The sequence below is a fragment of the Bacillus cereus group sp. BfR-BA-01360 genome (assembly GCF_022663595.1).
Classification (GTDB): Bacteria; Bacillota; Bacilli; order Bacillales; family Bacillaceae_G; genus Bacillus_A; species Bacillus_A cytotoxicus.
Map to the genome: position 1 here is coordinate 19,394 of NZ_JAKUFV010000007.1, position 18,659 is coordinate 38,052.

Sequence of the window (18,659 nt, forward strand, 5' to 3'; positions counted from 1 at the left end):
ATCTTGTTCCATCCTTGTTGGTTAAATATATGTCAAAATTTTCATTATATAGTTCTTCCTTATGTAAGAAATGCTCCCTAGTTACGTAGCAAATTCAAAGCCATCTTTTCCCACAATTTAAAAAAGCTTTCCTCTTTCCATACAGGAAGAGGAAAGCTTTTCCTTCTTACTTATTTATTGCTACTCTTGCGTTTCTACCGCTTGATCTTGTTGCTTTCTTTTATTTTTCTCTATTACCTTTTCAACAAACTCATTCCGCCATATTTTAAACTTAGCCGCAAATTGACTTTCAATTTTATTTCGATATCCTTCAAATTTCACTTCTACAATATCAGAGTGATTAAATAGTTTATATGTTTCTGCTGTCAAGCCTACTGGATATAATACTCCTCCATAATCATAGAAAGTATTATCATCTAACAAAAGGCCCCTTGTAGTAATTACATAATCTGCGTCTTCCTCTTCCGCAAAACTTACTCTCACTACGCTCCCTAAAGGCAATACTTTTTCCATATAGTCTTTCATATTAATTTACCGTCCCTTTTAATACTACGATTTTCTCTTCGATTTTTTGTCTCTTTTTTTCAAGTTGACGAATTCGATCAATAAAGGCATCACGTGTTTTCCCTTGCAGGTTGCTATCGATACTGCTTTCTAACCTTCTAATATCACTCGTTAAAGCTGAGGCTGCTTTTTCAAGTTGCATAACAACATTTATAATTTGGTCACGTCCGCCATTATTTGAAAATGTACTATGAACTCGAGACATTATCATATGTAAATCCATATTTATTACTCCTTCTTTCATTCTATCAATATGAAATTTTAATAATATGCAACCGCACCTAATTCCTCATCTTTTGCCATCATAGAAAATACTGCTTCTGAAACATCTTCATTTAATTGTTTCAAATCTTTTGAGAGCTCTTTTACATCTTTTGAGATTTCACCTAATAATGAACGGTTTATTCCTCTACTACTATCATTCATAAAAAGATTCAATAAAGAATGACGATGAGCTAAAATATGTTCTGCAACAATCGCAGTCACATTGGTATCTATTTGGAAATCCCCTTTAAACATATCTAGTAAATCTTGTATATAAGAACCAGCTACTTCTTTGGCAATCTCTAAAATTTCACTTGCTGCTAAGTAAACATTGACACTTCCTGCTAAAAAGTCTACAGCTGCATTAAATACACTCTCCAGTACTTCTAATACCTTTTCTTTGCATTTAGCGAGTGTCGTCTCGATCCAATCTACAGCTGTATCTACTGCACTCTTAATTTCTATCGTAGCTGCTATACTAAATTTGATAGCTTCTGTTGCGACTGTTGACTTTATACTTTCGAATTTATTAGCTATTTGACTAAAGTCTCCCGCAGTCGTTATTGCAAATATTAGTGCACCAACTGGCGTACCATTTACCACTATATCTACTATAGCTTCTTCCTTTGCACTAAGATTTTTTTTTCCAGTAAGCCCCTTATACAAATTCCCTGCTGATCCTGACACCTCAAAAAAAGCAGGAGTCCAATCAGGCCCCGTATCATTCACAGCTTTAAGCATATCTAAGCTTAAATTTTTATTTTCATCAAAATATTTACCTTGACGAACATAGGAATGTGATTCCCCGTTCAGCATCATATATACCCTTCCAGGGATAACAAAATCTGCAACTTTTATGCCACCATACAAAGGGTCATTCTCATTTACAATACTGAGGTTATTCTTCATATTGGAACCATCACCGTATTTGGCAACATCCGTATTCAATACAGGTGCAGGATTTAAAGTTAATACAGGAATATTATCCTTTTGATTTCTTAATGCAACTGTATTTGCTATGCCTCCACCCAACGAATGTCCTATTAACGTTATATTATTATTTTGTCCATGATTTCTCTTAATTCTTTCATAAAAATCTACCCCCATATCGTACTGCCTAACGGGGTAGTCTGTATTAAACAAATTATTAAGGCCAATTGACGCATCTGCCCATACATCAGGAGAGTCAATCGCTCCGATACCAAAGTATGTTTGCTTTGGCTGTGTTCCTACATATACTATTGTAATGTCACCTGTATCAATATCTTTAAGCGCATAAGCTCCAAATCCAGTGATTTGATCGTCTTCAAAGTCTATGATTTTACAATTGAATGTACTTTCTAATTTTTCTCGGTTTATTTTTGCTGACTTACTATCATAGTCTCCTTCTCTCCCATTAAAACCATAAATATCTTTCGCTGCTAATTGTAATTTCCCTTCGTCAGAAGATAGATTATAACGCTCCATTATTAACCTCAACTCCTTTCTAATTATTTACTACTATTGAATTGATTTTTATATTCTAGATATTTTGTTTTTGCATTTCGCGTATTTTCTTCTTTATCATCAAACCCTACTAATATTTGTTGAATATGTGTTACCATCTTTCCCTGATCATTTTTTTTCTCGTAATCCACGGATATCTTTAATTCATCTATTTCCATAGGTTTTTCTTTTAGATCTTTGGCCCGGTTAAAATAAATAACAATTGAAGCTGTCCCAAATTTATCATATTGTAAATGTAATTTATCATTAATAATTTGTTGAAACTGCGATTCTGTTAAACTGTACGAAATTCTATTCGGTTCATCGAATCCTTTTCTGGCATCTTCTGGCTTTAATTTTCCAATTCCTTGTAAACGATCTATAATGAATTTAACTGGTAAAATATCAAGATTTTGATTTGAGCTTTGTACTTGTCCATTTTTATAAATGAAATTCGTGCTATATACTTCTTCTTTTTTATAATCATCATCTTTATGCGCTTTATTAGCATTCTCTATTAAATTTGTTGTAGTTTGCTTTGTAGTACCGTATATATTTCTTTCTTCCCAAAAATATATTCCATCTGTTGATTGATATAGCCTCTTAGTATGAGTACCATCCTCTTTTTCCTCCATAACAGATTGTATACTCTGTTCTTCTACATGAGCATACCCATCATCACTCGCAGACATAACCGTCTTCATATCCCCTTCATCCAACGCCTTTACCAATCTTTCATACTCTATTTTTGTTCCTGTCTGAAGTTTTGTCTTAGATGAATCACTACACCCACTAAATAAACCCGCAACTATCGTCATAACAATCATCCCCTTAACTTTCTTTTTCAATTTCATACCGTCACCTCGTTCATTACTCTTGGCATTTTGAGTTTTATAATGCTTCCTTTTTGGTAGTAATAGACTTCGTCTTTTCCTAAAGGTGCTTCGTTACTTACATATTTAATATTGAAGACACTTTGGTCATTTAATGGCATGGCGATGATGCCTGCTGTTAGTTTACTTCGCATTTTCATTGGTAAGGCATCACGGTTGCGATCGATATAGTCATGATGTCCTGCTAGGACAAAGTAAATACCAACTGTTCGAGATAGGTCCATTAAAGTTGTTGCGTCATCTGTTTCTAGGTAAACGAGTCTACTAAATTCTTCAACGTTCGTCATGATGATAAGTTGTTTTGTAAACACTGGTATTTCTCTACCTTCTTGTCTTGCTTGTGATAGTGCAAGAGATCGTTCGCGAATCACTTCCATCCAGTATTTCACATGAACGTTTACTTCATTTTCTTCTACGATGTAATGCATCACATTGTCTTTATATTGAACGAAGCTATACTCAGCTGTATCTACTAGTGTTACACTATCAAAATAGTCTTTATTCATTTGAGAAAGTATACTTGATACGACTTGTTTTCTCATATTATCATCTGCGCTGTAAATCATTAAATGATCGTTAACTGCAATATCGTGCGCAACAACTTCTATATTTGTGAAGTCAAGCCCAAGTGGAACTTGTCCCGCTTGTAATGCTTTGGCAACGTCCTTGTTTTTACGATATGTGAGAAGATCAATAACTTCTGGCATCATTGGAATTGCCTTCGGACGTTCTCCCCCCCATTCTTGATCCATTTCACTTGCTTCTTGCTGCAGTAATTGAATTTGCTCTAATTCGTCTTCTGCTTTTGTTGGTAATGCCGACTGGAATAATGTCGGTGAATCTAGTTTTATAATTGCTCGTCCTGCTATTTCTTCTACTTTCAAATCAGATCGGCCTACAATGCCTGAGATTTCACTTTGGTCAATCATATATAGACATGTTTGCAGTTTAATGTTGTTGTATAGTTGAATACGCAGTGCACTTTGTCGTCCTGCACTAATTAAGGTATGGATTCCTAGACTAGCCCCTTCTCGGACGATTTGCATAATTAGCATTTCAAATTCCTCATAAAATTTAGCTTCTTTCACTGCATCGTAATTATCGATTGCAACGATGATATTCGGTATTTGTTTACCGCTAGCTTTCTCATACATTTCTATGCTTGCGACGTCATATTCACTTAACATGCGTTTACGTTGTTTCATCTCTTGCGTTAATCTTTCAACTAATTTTAAGCACTTTTCTGCTTCGTCAATCGTAATTGTATCCGCAACATGCGGCAATCCTTTTAATGGTAAGAGGCCATTCGTACCAAGGTCGACTAAATACACATGCAAATGCTCCGGACTATTTTGACGCGCTACATCCATAATTAATGTTTGTAAGAACGTCGATTTACCGTACCCTGGGCTTGAGAAGACGGCAACATGTCCATCTTTACTTATGTCTAATGTTAGTGGAGTTTGTGATTGTAATTCTGGTTGATCTACTAAACCAACTGTTGCTTGCAATGGTTTCTTCGCTTCATTCCATGCTTCTTTAAAGTGAACTGGGTGTAAGTCTTGCAGGAATATTTTTTCTGGAAGCGGCGGTAACCATGGTCTTGCAAGTGCTTCGATTTTTCTATCTTCTGCGTAATCATGAATATAATCAATCACGGCTTCAAGTTCAGTTGGTACGGTTGAAACTTCTTTATTTTCTCCAAGTCCGCTTAAGTCCTCACTTAATATTTCATATTGACCTAAGTCGTTAATTGTATAAATAGTTGTATCAAGGTGATCTTGATCGTCTTTATTTTCCACGTAGTCAGCACCGCTCCACGCAGATTGGAATAATTCATAGATTTCATTATTTCCGACCTGTAAGTATGCTCGTCCTGGTAATGTAATTTCTGCTGCGTCAGGTGTTTTTAATATTTCATTACTGTCTGACGTGTTTTGCACTTTAAGTGCTAGTTTAAATTTCGAGTTACTCCAAATTTGATCATCGACAACCCCACTTGGTTTTTGTGTAGCCAGTATTAAATGAATACCGAGAGAACGTCCGATACGCGCTGTTGAAACTAATTCTTTCATAAAGTCTGGCTGTTCTGACTTTAACTCTGCGAACTCATCACTAATTAAAAATAGATGCGGCATTGGCTCTTTTACAATGCCTTCTTTGTATAATTTTTGATATTGGTTAATATGATTCACATTATTTTCGCCAAATAAGCGTTGGCGTTTTTGTAATTCCGCTTTAATTGAAGCAAGTGCACGCATACTTTGCGCACCATCTAAGTTCGTAATCGTCCCTAATAAATGCGGTAAATTTCTAAATAAGTTCGCCATACCTCCGCCCTTATAATCAATTAATAGAAAAGCAACTTCATACGGATGAAAATTAACCGCAAGAGATAAAATGTAAGATTGAATAATCTCAGATTTACCAGATCCTGTTGTACCAGCTATTAATCCGTGCGGTCCATGCGCCTTTTCATGCAGGTTTAAATTTACGATATCTTCTTTCCCTCGCAGGCCAAGTGGTACGGCTAATGATTTATGCGCTGCGTTTTTTGCCCATCTTTGTGTAATATTGAGTTCTTCTACTTTCTCAACATTATACATTTCTAGAAATGTCACACTTTCTGGAATACTATTTTTCAAGTTTTGTAAATGATTAAGTGGCGCTAGAGCTCGCGATACATCTTCTAAATGAAATCCTTTTGGAAAATGATCTGGTACAAAGTAACGATTTACTAGCTCTCCTTGTTCCAAAATAATGTTTCCTTTTTTAGCATCTCTTATATCAATAACTGTTTTTACTTGTTCCGGTAAGCTTTGCATAACATCTTGTACAAAGACAAGTGATACTCCTAAATCAATTGGGTCTTCATTAAAGAATTCCATAACGACATGATCTAACATTAATTTTTCATCAGTAATTAAGACAACATAATGTGGTGAAAAATAGATTTTTTCATTAGAATTGCTTTTTTCATCTACTTTTAATTTTCGTTCTTTTAATATTTGATACAAACTATTTAAAACTTGATCTCTACTTCGGTCATGGTAGACAAAACCTCTGACATTAATATCTCTGACACTTGCATGAGGTAACCAACGCATCCATTCCCACTTATGTTTCTCTTCTTCAGGAAATACAGTAATAAACTGTACATCATAGTAACTATGGAATAACGCTGTTTGCATAACTAATAATTGCAGTTGTTCTAATACTAACGAGCGCTGTCCAATATATCCGACTGGCCCATTCATTAAATCGGTTACAACTGGTACATCTTTTTGTGACAAATATTTTTGTCGCAATTCACGTCCCATTACAATTAGTTCATCTTTATGTTGACTGAACTCTTCTTCATTAAATTCAATCTCAAAACTCGTATCTACATCACCTTTTCCGACGCGGTAATGTAAGAAATCATGATGCATCATTGTTTTTTCATATATACGAGAATTCACTTCTTTTGCCATTTTGCGAATTTCTACAGCATCCGGATAATGATAGTGCAGTGCATGACGTTGTTTTTCACTTTCTGCATATAAATCTTTCGTCTTGCGCGCTAAATATTCGCGGTAACTTTTATCTCGTTCAGCAATGTCAATTTTATATTGTTTTACATTTTTTATGTAATACGTAATAGAAACAATGACAGTCACTAAAGTCATCGCTAAGGATGCATAAATAAAGAGTCCATATGTACGAAATATAGCTAAGATTACCGTTACAACAATCATTACAAGCGCCGGAGCAATTACTCTCCCTAGATGCTCCGTTGGTTTTGTCGGTTTACTAGATGGTTTAGCAATGACCATTTTTTCAACTGGCTCGCGATAAATAATGCGTGGTGAACGATGATAATCAGGATATTCATCGTGGTAAGGGCTGTCTGCTTCTAACAAACGAGGCAATGTCGATTCTACCCGATTTTTCGAAGCAAACATTTGAACATCTTCACTTCCGATATGAATCGTTACACCATCAAAATAAAGATGATCTCCATGTTCTACTATTGCTGTTTCTTCTACTTTTGAATAGTTATGAAAGACGCTTCCTTCATATACATGTATTTTGAACGGATCATCTAATGATTCACGAATGAGCAATACATCAACAGTAGCACCATGAACAGTTATATCATCATAGTCATTTTTACTAATGGCTATGGAACGCCGAGTGGATGTATCATATATAACGCTTTCTTCTACAGTTGTAATCCAAATTCGCATCGTCTTATCATTCTTTAGTGGGATGATATTGACTTCATTCAACAAAAGTGTCTGTCCTTTTATTTTCCAAACCGACAATTCACCGTCCCAATTCATTTCAATCGATTCATCTAAATCAAAATCTGTAATATGATTAGACCAGTCTTTCCCAATCGTTACTGTAGGACGCTCAGATGGATGTAGGCGGCATTTATGTAATTTATTCCCGTAACTTAGTGCAAGTAATTGCTCCATACTTCCCACTTCTCCTTTTGTTTTACTCTCTCTACCCCTTAATAAAAATTACAATTTTATTATTTAGCCTTTTCTTCATTTGTTGTTTCTTTTTCAGTTGATGGTTTTTTATACTTCTTCTCATACTCATTTAATTGTTGTTCAAATGTTTTTAATTTCTCATCACGTTCTTTACCAGATAAATCTGGATTATGTTTTACAGCTTCAATTTGCTTAATAAGCCCATACATAATCAATTGCGGATCATCAATACTTTTTGCTAAATCTAACGATTTATCGAAGTCTCCTTTTCCGTTATACATCCAGTACAATAAATATTTCTCATCACTTTTTAAAGTAACGTTTTTCATAATAGCCTCTTTTTGACTATCTGATAACTTTTCAACTTTAATATACGAGTATGCTAATTCATATTTAGAAGCAAATGGTAATGTTTCAAAGTCTTCCTTGCTCAAATTGCTAATTACCTTATCATAGTCTGTTGCTAAAAAGTTCTTATTTGCCTCTAATAATGTATTTTGATAAGGTATTTTCATAAACATATAATAAACAACTGGTATGAATAAGATGACCGTTGCTGCTGCAAATGAGAATGTTAAGTATTTAAATAACGTAAAGTGCTTTTTCGAAACAAACTGCATTGTTTGTTCTGTTTTAATTTGCTCTTTTTCAAAACTATTTTCGATTAACTCCATTAACTCATCAAAGTTATGTATATTTACAACGTTTTGTTCAAACGATGTGTCTTTCGCACTGTCTAATAAACCCTTATATAAATCATCATAACTATGCTTATTAGAAAAAAGAGCAACGATGAAACATTTAAACTGACGTAAAAATTGCGCTTCTGTAAGCGGTTTCGGCGGAAGGATATCTCGGATGCCTCTATGGATAATGAAAGGCATTAAATTTGCATCGAAAACAATATTCTCAGGATGTAGGAAGAACGTAATTCTTCTATGTAAATACTTATAAAAAGAAGACACATTTCGAATTAAACGAAGCTTGTCATTCCTCCCTAATTTTTGTAAATCTCCCCATTTTAAAAATTTCTTGTCAACTTTATATATAAAAGTAAAAGCATCATCTTGTTCTTCTATCGTTACCGGTAGAAAACCAGATGATGTGTCCATTAATAATTCTAATTGACGGTTGTCTTTTACTTGTGTTTGCGATTTAGCGAGTTCTAATTTCCAAATATTCTCTTCTATTTCAAATCGATATTCCATTGAATCAATCTGAATTGCTTTTTCCGTCATAATTTTCTACTTCTCCTTTTCCTTATCAGCCCTATATGTACTTTTTAAATCCTATATGTTTTATTATGTGATTTATAAAACCTTTAGTATATCTCCATCTGTTACTTTGTGATCTACTAATCTATCATCATCCGTTAATAGCATGGACTTATTTACCACTTTAATAACATAGTTCGATGTGTCATATGCTTCAATTCTCAATGTTTCAACTAAATTTTTAAGCAAGTATTTCACTGTTTGATGAATCGGAATTCGTAAATCATATGTACTTTCATTCCATTTACGAAAATCAACAGTGACGTTAATATGAGTTTGTACAGCCATTTATACTACTCCTTACATCCATATTTTCCGAATAATAATCCCTGTTACAACGCAAATAAATATAATACTAGCCATGATTAATCCGATTAAGACGGGGCTAATAGCGCTATCAGTATTAGTTTGACTTTGGTCCATTTCATTCCCATTCGATGTTACATAGTATTCTTTTGAAAACAACTGTTTCTCCGTTTCCTTCACATTATCAATTTTCTTTGGATTTAAAAATAAAGAGTTGGCTAACTCTTTCATTTCTTTCTGTTCATTCATTTGTTTGTCTTTCATTTGTTTTTCAACTTCTGAATTGAACAATTCAATCCCTGATTTATCAAGCTCTGTTTCCTGCTGCCCTTTTTCGTTTCTTTCTTGATTAGTCTGTTGTACTCGATCTACTTTAAATTCAAGTTTACCATTATCATTTAGGTAACTGTCTGCTGCGCTCCTTATCGGTAGCGCAGCAGACAAGAAAAGAAAAAGGACCAATGAGAATTTAACTTGCTTTATGCACTTCATCATCGCCTTTTTTTTCCTCCCAACCTTTATGCCGTACAAATAAATTAATAATAAACCCAACAATTGCCATCCCAAGAATTACCGCAAAGGTAACATGTCCGTTATTTTCACTATTTATAAAATGATTTAAGTAGTCTTCTACATATTGAAGTGGTGAAAATTCACGTAACTTACTAAAATATGAATCATCTTTCACTTTAATTCCTACAGCTTCTGTTAAAAATAAATATAAGCTTAAGAATGTTAATAAGATAAACATACCTATCATTTTTATTTGACGTAATAAATACGTTGAAATGAATACGAATGCCATCATTGTAATCGTAATAAAGGCTATACAAGTTAATTTTTGGCTACCACTGAATTCTAATAACTTGGCAGCAATGGTTCCAATAATAACCCCTTCAATAATAGCGATTCCAAATGTGATAGCTGTAATCGGCAAATTCATATCTAAAATTGATACCTTTTCTGTAAAGTTATCTTTTGGACTGCGTTTTCTTTCTTGATTAGCGATTGTGTATGATGTAAATAAAGAAACAATAAAGCATACTAACACAATTAAATACGGTGTAAATATATTCCCTGCTGTAATTACACCATCATTTTGTTTTAAAACCGGATTTGCTAAAAATTGATATAGCTTTTCGTTTTGACGATCTCCAATCCGGCTGTTTGCTAATACTTTATTAAAGTTTTTCGAAAAATCTTTATCATCGGTTACTTTTTTAGTTAAATTTTCCAATAATGTATTAGCTTTAGAAACGATGGTTACACCACTATCTTGAATTTCTTTTGCTCGGTTATTGATTTGATCAAATGTTTTATACACATCATCTGATACTTGCAATGTTCCTTTTGAAGTTTCAGCCAACGATTGACTTTTTGTTAATAGCGATTTAAACCCAGAATCTAATGTCATTACAGCTGTTCGTTCACCTTCACGACCACTAACTAAAGTTTTTTGGTCATCTACTAGTTTCAAACTATTTTCACGCCATTTTGCCAATGCATTCAAATACTCTCTTAAGTTTGTATTCATAACATTTGTTTGATCTGATATTTGCTTTAATTTTTCCGCAAAAGGAACAGAGGATTGCTCAGCGTTATTCACGATACTTTGAAACGCTTTCATCTTGTTCTTTAAATTCCCTATATCAGATGATACCTCTTCTTGAATTTCAGCTGAAACAAAGCTTGTAATCACATCGATTACATTTTGCTTATTTAACATGTAATAAAGCGATTGCGGCGAAGCAAGAGCATTTAATGAACTTGATTCCAACTGTTCTACTAAATTCTCTGATTTTAAATCCAAACCATAATATACTTGATATAGGTTCGATAACTTCTCATAATTTTCCACCACTTCGATTGCTTCTTTCATAAGCTCACTTGATGATACTGTTGATAAAGTCTCCGATTTTTGATGAACAATATGGTCATTCGTACGTTCAATTTGTTTCACAGAACCGTTTTCATCTTCTGGCTTTTGTTCATTTTCGTCATTCGGTTTTGTTGTATCTCCTGGCTTTTGTTCATCTTCGCCATTCGGTTTTGTTGTATCCCCTGGTTTTTGTTCGCCTTCGTCATTCGGTTTTGTTGTATCCCCTGGTTTTTGTTCGCCTTCGTCATTCGGTTCTTTTGTACCTTCTGGCTTTTGTTCGCCCTTGTTATTTCCAGCTGTTCTTTTGTTATCTACCACTTGGTACAGTGAATGTATAGGCACCTTTGCTCGATTTGTTAATTGTACAACTTGCACATTTGAATGATCATCATTGTTTTCACCTTGTTCCGAAGGCTTTGTCACTTCAGGATCAAGATTATTCGTCACCTTCTCAGATGTATGAGTCAAATCCCATTTCCACGTTACCGGTTTAAAAACATCGATATTTGCATCGTTATTCAGCAATTTAGCATGAACACGAATAGATAAATTCTCTTCCGCTTGCGCCGGCAACATAACATTTCCATTACTTAAATATTCCGCGGTGTAATCTATACCATTGATGATTAAAGCACCGGAATCTTCATATAGCCCAAATCCTTCTGGAAGTTGTAGAGTGAATGTTTGCGCTGCATCCATCTGTGGCTTTCTTTCTGTATCTTGAAAGACAACCCCATCCGTCATAAGTGTTGTTTTAATGGTTTCAATTGTATTGGTTAGCGGCGCTCCATTTTCTTCCTTATTATTAAAATCATTTTCATAACTATATTTTTTAGAAACCTCTACTACATTTTTCAAAGTTCTCTTCGTTTCATCAGGCAAAGTAAGCTTATCAATTTCTTCTATATTCATACTTGGAAGTTGATTAATGAGACTCTCAATTTGCTTTTTCATTCGGTTATTCGGTTCTTGCAATAATGTTGTTATATTTACTTCTTTTTTATCATTTCCAGACAGCTTTTCTTTTAATCTCGTATTGATGGACTCTTGCATATTTGTTTGTAACTTATTTGTTAGCTCCGCATCATAGTCTTTCATTTTATTATTTACATCTTTTAAATATTCTTGAATGATTGCCGCATCAAGTAAAACATTTGTCTGATTCTCCACTTTATTAAAATGATTGGCTATTGCTTTATTAGCGGATTCCAATAAGCTCAATTGTTTTAATGTATCAACTTCATTCAGTTCACTAGTAAATTGATTGAATTGATTGGAAAAGTTATTTTCTAATACGCTATTATTCTTTTTGAGATTTTGTAGATTATTAAATTCTTCTAAATAGGTATGATTCCATTTCGCATCTTCATCAATTGTTTGTCCAAACCGTTGTAATACACCTTGAAATCCTTTAAAACTATCAACAGATGCACCTGTATAATCTTGCACAGTTTTAAATTGGTTTGTATAGTTTGCCAGTGGACTATGTATATTTGACTTGTACATTTTCATATGCGATTGCTCTTTATCCACAATTGTTTCAATATTATCTTGAGCTGCCTGTAATTTCCCAATGATACTCGCGAAATAAACATCTATAATGCGACGATTAAAATCTTCTAAAATCGATGCAGCTGTTTTCTCAGCTTCTGCTTTCAATTCTTTATTTCCTATTGCATTTACTTTATAACTTAATGTCAATTTCTCTGGCGACTCAGAATTAATAGATACAGCCTTTCTAGAAAAATCATTTGGTATTACAATCATCAGATTATAGTTATTATTCTTCAAGCCGCTCTCTGCCACACCACGACTCACGACATACCATTGATGATTCTGATCCTTATTAATGTTGTTTATATATTGATCCCCAAATGCTATTTTATTTCCCTCAAAGACAGTTCCTTCGTCTTCATTCACTAAAGCAACCGCCATTTTCGGAGTGTATTTGCTATCTTCATTTTTTAACTTTTTATTTAAAGCTAAATAGGAAGTACTTGTTGCAAATACGAGTGCTAAAACAAGAAACAACAAAGTACTCCACTTCATTTTTTTCAATCCATATCACTCCTGCAAATAAAAATCATGATCCTAGTTGTAAAAAATTAACCATGCAACAGCAGTTGCATGGCTAATTGAAAAACTCACATATGTAGAGTAATCAGTGTCTCTTACTTTAGACCAAAATTACGTGATAGCTCTTCATCATGAGCTGCAACTGCTTCTGCAGTTTTTGAAAGTTGAATATTAATCTCTTGTAATAATTGTGCGAAGTTTTCTACTTTCGGTCTTAATTGATTAAATTGTTGATCAAATCCTTCGAAAGCACGTCCTTCCCATTCCCCTCTCAATTCATCTTGCAATCTTTGTAATCGACTCAGAATTTCATCGATTTGTTGTGAACTTTGTCCATATAAGCTAGCTTTTGACTTCAGCTCTTCTGGACTCATACGAATTTGTCCTGCCATACATATTTCCCCCTTAACAATAAAATGAAAGAATGTATATATAATTCATTCTTCTTAGTTAATTATAGAATAATGGTAAAAATTTGAAAAGTAGTTTTTTTACAACACTTAAAATTCATATATATCAAGATTGTTTCCCATTTTCTCATTTTCTCTTACGTATAACTGTAATACCCATCATTTTTTAACAAAAATATTATATCTTATAAGCGAAAACTATTTGCAGGAATTCAATCCATAGCCATCCTTTTATATTCCTTCACTCTTTCACTTCACGTAATTCCTCCCATTCTTCACGAATAATCCCCATTCGAATAGAATCATAATATATTCCATTATAATAACGGCATTTTCGCATGCGTCCTTCTAACTTCATTCCGATTTTCTCAGCCACTTTCATCATTCGCTCATTTCCAGACCAAGTTGTTAAGCCCACTCTACCAATTTCCATATTTTCAAATAATAAATCTCTATATAATTGTAAAGCCTCTGTACCATAGCCACCGTTCCAATATGCAGGATTATAAATGACAATCCCCATCTCTAACCAGCGCGTCGGTTTATACTCCCAATAAAAACCAACTATTCCGATAATTTCACCTTTAACCTCAATAATAAGTTGAGACAAGGGGTCCTCTTTTAACTTAGATTGTAACTTCTCCCTGTATTCCGAGTACTCTTGCATAGAAAATGGAAAATATGGGGCATCCCACTTTTTCCATTCCGGTTTTTCTTCTTTGTATATTTGTTCATATAACGAATGAATATCTGCCTCGTCTATCTCTCTCACAATCACTTTTTTACCTTCTAAATATATACGCTCCATACTCCCTCCTACATCAACCTAAATATTTGAATTTATTATATTATCAATATACATTGTAACATTACCAAAAAATTCTAACAACAATTCGCATTTCGTTGTATAATATTGTAAAAAGTTGATGGAGGAGGTTTCATGTTACATAAAATATTTTCATTCATAAGCAAACTTTTATCGATTATCTTATCACTCTTACTATTATTAAATTTACCTTACTTGTTTATCACACAAGAGAGATTTACCTTTCAGCCATTTCAATTTTTCAAGCATTTCTTTACTATGTTAAAAGAAGTTTTCTCACCAACGTCTTTAATCGTTCTATCATCAGATACGCCATTCGGTTATTCAAAAAAAATACCATTATTTCCAACCGTATTAGAACCTTACACATATTCTTTTACTGTTTTGTTCGCAGCTTTTATTCTTGCGCTCTTTCTTTCAGCTGGCATGGCATTTTTCTATTTTTTAGCAACGGATTCTATTAAAAGGTGGATAAACAGATTTATTTTTGTATTAGAGGCTATCCCTGATATGATGATAATGATTTGTTTACAAATGTTTTTCATCTGGTTTCTTAAGCAGTTCGGGGAATCTCCAGTCACCATTATATCTTTTCAAGAAAATCGAGCCTATTTACTTCCTATTTTATCCTTAGCAGTGTTACCTACTATACAAATGTTTAGAATGATGATTTTATACATATACGAAGAACATAGGAAGCAATATGTAGAGGTGGCTTATGGAAAAGGTCTATCATCAAGTTATATACTATGTATTCATTTATTCAAAAATATATCCATCCACCTCTTCCACCATTTAAAAACAATTTTTGTTTTCTTACTTTCTAATTTGTTCATCTTAGAATTTATTTTTAACATGCAAGGGATTGTTCAGTTTTTATTTAAAAAGGCATTTATTTCACCCTCTGCTATATTTATCATACTTATGATGATTATTTTACCGTTTTATATTATCTTTCAAATACTCTCTTTTATGATGAATAGATTGCAAAAACAAATGAAAGGAGAACTGTTATGAGGGGGATTTGGAAATCAAAACGCTTTTTAATCGGATTCACTTATCTTTTTCTCTTCATTACAGCTAGCTTTATTTATAGCTTCTTCTTTAAAGATAGTATACCGGAAGCCCCCTTGCTACTTTATAATGACAAGAACGAATTAATTGGAAAAGCTCCTTTTCCCCCATCTGTAATGCCACCTTTTGGCTCTGACCGTTTTGGAGAACCTATTTTCTTACAAATTTTAGATGGGGCAAAATTTACAATTTTATTTGCTATAACAATTAGTTTGTTACGTATTTTATTTGGAACATGTATAGGAATCTTCTTAAGTTTATATGCTGCAAAATTCAAGAGATTTTCCCAAGTATGTTCTGAAGTATTTTACTATATTCCAACTTTATTTATCGCGTTCATACTCATAGCACCCGTTAATATTCTCATCACATCAAATGCGGATCAACTAAACCCTAATATTTCATTTGCATTTTATCAAGCAATTGTACTCATTTTTATCGCTTTACCTACAATTTCTTTATATATTTCTTCGGAAGTTGATGAGTTTATGCAACAAGACTATATATTAAGCTCACAACTCATGGGAGCAACTCGTTTCCATATTATAAAGAAACACTTACGAGTCTTATTACTCGATCGCATATTCGTTCTATTTATGGAGCATATTGTTCAAACACTCATACTCATGATTCATCTAGCACTACTTAACATTATAATCGGTGGGATACAGATGAAAGAACTAACCGAAGGTGAGTTCAAACCTGTTTCACTCTCGAATGATTGGGCAGGCTTAATTGGATTAAATCATTATGAAATGAACCTTTCATTATGGATTATTTTTTATACACTCGTTACATTCTTTATTACGATCCTTTTTATTAAACTTATGATAACAGGAATACAAGACGCACGAAAAGCAAGAGATTCTCAAACAATTGTAACACTTTCTGTTCCAGATCAAAAAACATATGCGAAAGATAAAGATGCCTTTTCATTTGCTTCTTTAGAAAAAAGAAAACAATCTTCGCCGCATTTATAAAAAAGGAGCACACGAAAATTACTTCGAAGATGAACGAAGTAAGACATTAAATGAAATAAAAATTCGATATCAAAAATAAAGAAGGAGCTTAAAGATGCCCCTTCTTTATTTTAATTCCTTCCAGAACGAATAACTCACTTTTTTATATTTTGCTCTTTCATAAAAACGATGTGCATCTACACGCTGCATAGATGATGTCAGAGCAATGCACTTACAGCCTTGTTCTTTTCCCCATCGCTCTATATATGAGAGTAATGTTTCACCATATCCTTTTGATCGGTACGTTTCCGCTGTTACAAGGTCATATACAAAAACATGCTTGTTATTATAAAAGTTCGTACCCACAGCTACACCAGCAAGACTAACCGCTTCACCATTTTCGTTCATTAAAGAAAATAGCTGATAATGTTCTTCTTTCATCCGGCGAAATAAAACCCGTGCTTCCTCTTTTGTAAGAGTCGTTCGTAATTGTTGTAAAACGGGTAATACCTCCTCTAATTGTTCTTCTGTTTTTATTTCGATAATATTCATCCGATCTCCCCTAACTATTTATAAAACTTTCTGAATGTTATATCATTACTTTAAATCGAAACTGGCCTTCATTTAAGTGACAGTTCATTTCTTTTTTACAAGGCCAGTTATTGAAGGAGAGCAAATACTATGGATTTAATCATTCCTCTACAAGTAGAAAGTCGAACACCTATTTATATACAAATTTACGAATTTATAAAACAAGAAATTTGTAAAGGCACTCTTCCTGCTGGGACACGTCTTCCTTCTCATCGAAACTTAGCATTACAGCTTGGAGTTAGCCGCATTACAATTGAGTCAGCGTATCAGCAATTGTCTGCAGAAGGATATGTGGACAGTAAGCCAAAGCGTGGTATATTTGTCGCTGAAATAGATGCAAATGTGATTTCATATAAACAACAAATTCCCCCTTATCCATTTGAAAAAGTCTCAAACAAACAAATCTATTTTGATTGTAGTCAAGGAAATATTGATCAAACAGCCTTTCCTCTCTCAAATTGGAAAAAGGCACTTCAAGAATGCTTACTACAATATGAAAACGACTTATTTACAAAAGAAGACCCGCAAGGAGAGCTTATACTTCGTACTCATATTTCAAAATATTTATATCACGCTCGCGGAGTTCACTCTTCGCCCAATCAAATCATTGTTGGCGCTGGTATACAGCCACTTCTTTGGTTGCTTATTCAACTGCTTGGACGACAAAAAGTATATGCAATAGAAAACCCTGGATTTCATCGTGTAAAAGCTATTATCCAAAGCTGTGGTCTTCCTATTCACCCTACTCCGTTAGATGAAAAAGGAATAGACATTTCATTTCTCAGCAATTGTGATGCAAATGTTGCTTATGTTACACCTTCTCATCAATTTCCATATGGGATGATTATGCCACTATCAAGGAGACTAGAGTTATTAAAATGGGCAAACGATCAGGATGGCTATATTATTGAAGATGATTACGATGGAGAATTTCGCTATATTGGCAAACCCATTCCCTCACTGCAAGGACTTGATACAAATGAACGCGTCATTTACATGGGTACTTTTTCAAAATCATTTTTACCATCTTTAAGAATGGGGTATATCGTTCTTCCGAATCATCTTTTAGAAACTTACAACAAGCTTGGTGGCATTTTTAAACAAACCGTTTCCAAATTACAACAACTTGCTCTTGCTCACTTCATGCAAAAAGGAGACTGGGATCGACATTTAAACCGTGTTCGTACACTATATAAGAAAAAACATCATACATTAGTGAAATCCATTAGAAATCAAATGGGTGCAGATGTTAATATACTTGGAGAGCAATCTGGGCTTCATATTGTGCTCCATGTTCATAATGGCATGAATGAGCACGAACTCATTCAATCAGCTGCTGAAAAATGTGTAAAAGTTTATCCTTTATCCATATACGATTCAATCTATGATTTACAAAGAGAACCTTACGTTCTACTAGGATTCGGAGGGATACCAGTCAATGCAATTGAAACTGTTGTAACATTATTAAAAGAAGCTTGGTTTACTAAAAAAAGCTGTTTTTTGCAACAATAATTGCAAAAGCAGCTTTTCATACTTGATTATGTTAGTTTTTTGAACGTGATGATATTTCTAAA

At 33.7% G+C, this 18,659-nt stretch carries 14 protein-coding genes and 2 pseudogenes; 3 read left to right on the plus strand and 13 right to left on the minus strand.

All coding sequences use genetic code 11. The features are described from left to right. Positions 1–180: 180 nt before the first annotated feature. The 12 genes and pseudogenes from MR056_RS08695 to MR056_RS08745 form a co-directional block, all read right to left on the minus strand. The gene (locus MR056_RS08695; protein ID WP_087094841.1) at positions 181–525 is read right to left on the minus strand and encodes a DUF4176 domain-containing protein; all 345 of its coding nucleotides are present in this window, start codon (positions 523–525) and stop codon (positions 181–183) included. Between the two features lies 1 nt (position 526). Next, positions 527–787 carry a hypothetical protein gene (locus MR056_RS08700; RefSeq protein ID WP_012094066.1) on the minus strand — a complete coding sequence of 87 codons (261 nt, stop codon included), beginning with the start codon at positions 785–787 and terminating at the stop codon, positions 527–529. A gap of 38 nt (positions 788–825) precedes the next feature. After that, the gene (locus tag MR056_RS08705) at positions 826–2,295 is read right to left on the minus strand and encodes a lipase family protein (protein WP_242136543.1); all 1,470 of its coding nucleotides are present in this window, start codon (positions 2,293–2,295) and stop codon (positions 826–828) included. A gap of 23 nt (positions 2,296–2,318) precedes the next feature. Next, a complete protein-coding gene (locus MR056_RS08710) occupies positions 2,319–3,167 on the minus strand; it encodes a DUF3952 domain-containing protein (protein ID WP_242136544.1) in 849 nt (282 codons plus the stop codon). After that, positions 3,164–7,366, minus strand: a pseudogene (gene essC, locus MR056_RS08715) (type VII secretion protein EssC); the annotation flags it as partial. The pseudogene essC and the gene MR056_RS08710, both read right to left, overlap by 4 nt. Positions 7,367–7,393: 27 nt before the next feature. Next, positions 7,394–7,669: pseudogene (locus MR056_RS22840) on the minus strand (FtsK/SpoIIIE N-terminal domain-containing protein); the annotation flags it as partial. Between the two features lie 59 nt (positions 7,670–7,728). Further along, a complete protein-coding gene (gene essB / locus MR056_RS08720; RefSeq protein ID WP_087094837.1) occupies positions 7,729–8,928 on the minus strand; it encodes a type VII secretion protein EssB in 1,200 nt (399 codons plus the stop codon). Between the two features lie 72 nt (positions 8,929–9,000). Continuing rightward, positions 9,001–9,252 (minus strand): EsaB/YukD family protein, encoded by a 252-nt coding sequence (locus MR056_RS08725; RefSeq protein ID WP_012094061.1) that lies wholly within the window; start codon positions 9,250–9,252, stop codon positions 9,001–9,003. A gap of 12 nt (positions 9,253–9,264) precedes the next feature. Further along, positions 9,265–9,765: a type VII secretion protein EssA gene (gene essA / locus MR056_RS08730; RefSeq protein WP_012094060.1), complete on the minus strand. Its 501-nt coding sequence runs from the start codon at positions 9,763–9,765 to the stop codon at positions 9,265–9,267. Beyond that, positions 9,740–13,198: a type VII secretion protein EsaA gene (gene esaA / locus MR056_RS22845; protein WP_242136549.1), complete on the minus strand. Its 3,459-nt coding sequence runs from the start codon at positions 13,196–13,198 to the stop codon at positions 9,740–9,742. The genes essA and esaA overlap by 26 nt, the downstream gene beginning before the upstream one ends. 122 nt (positions 13,199–13,320) lie before the next feature. Next, positions 13,321–13,617, minus strand: coding sequence for a WXG100 family type VII secretion target (locus tag MR056_RS08740; protein WP_012094058.1), 297 nt, complete (start codon positions 13,615–13,617; stop codon positions 13,321–13,323). A 259-nt stretch (positions 13,618–13,876) separates the two neighbouring features. Then, positions 13,877–14,443 (minus strand): GNAT family N-acetyltransferase, encoded by a 567-nt coding sequence (locus MR056_RS08745; protein ID WP_012094057.1) that lies wholly within the window; start codon positions 14,441–14,443, stop codon positions 13,877–13,879. Positions 14,444–14,575: 132 nt separating this feature from the next. On the opposite strand from MR056_RS08745, the gene MR056_RS08750 reads away from it, so the two are divergent. Further along, positions 14,576–15,478, plus strand: a complete 903-nt coding sequence (locus tag MR056_RS08750; RefSeq protein WP_012094055.1) for an ABC transporter permease subunit — start codon at positions 14,576–14,578, stop codon at positions 15,476–15,478. Beyond that, positions 15,475–16,515, plus strand: a complete 1,041-nt coding sequence (locus MR056_RS08755) for an ABC transporter permease (RefSeq protein WP_048722840.1) — start codon at positions 15,475–15,477, stop codon at positions 16,513–16,515. Before MR056_RS08750 ends, MR056_RS08755 begins: the two co-directional genes overlap by 4 nt. Before the next feature lie 105 nt (positions 16,516–16,620). Here the strand turns inward: MR056_RS08755 and MR056_RS08760 are convergent, their stop codons facing one another. Continuing rightward, positions 16,621–17,046, minus strand: coding sequence for a GNAT family N-acetyltransferase (locus MR056_RS08760; RefSeq protein WP_048722839.1), 426 nt, complete (start codon positions 17,044–17,046; stop codon positions 16,621–16,623). 129 nt (positions 17,047–17,175) lie between these two features. Between MR056_RS08760 and pdxR the strand changes: the two genes are divergently transcribed. Then, positions 17,176–18,597, plus strand: a complete 1,422-nt coding sequence (gene pdxR / locus MR056_RS08765) for a MocR-like pyridoxine biosynthesis transcription factor PdxR (RefSeq protein WP_012094052.1) — start codon at positions 17,176–17,178, stop codon at positions 18,595–18,597. The last annotated feature ends 62 nt before the right edge of the window (positions 18,598–18,659 follow it).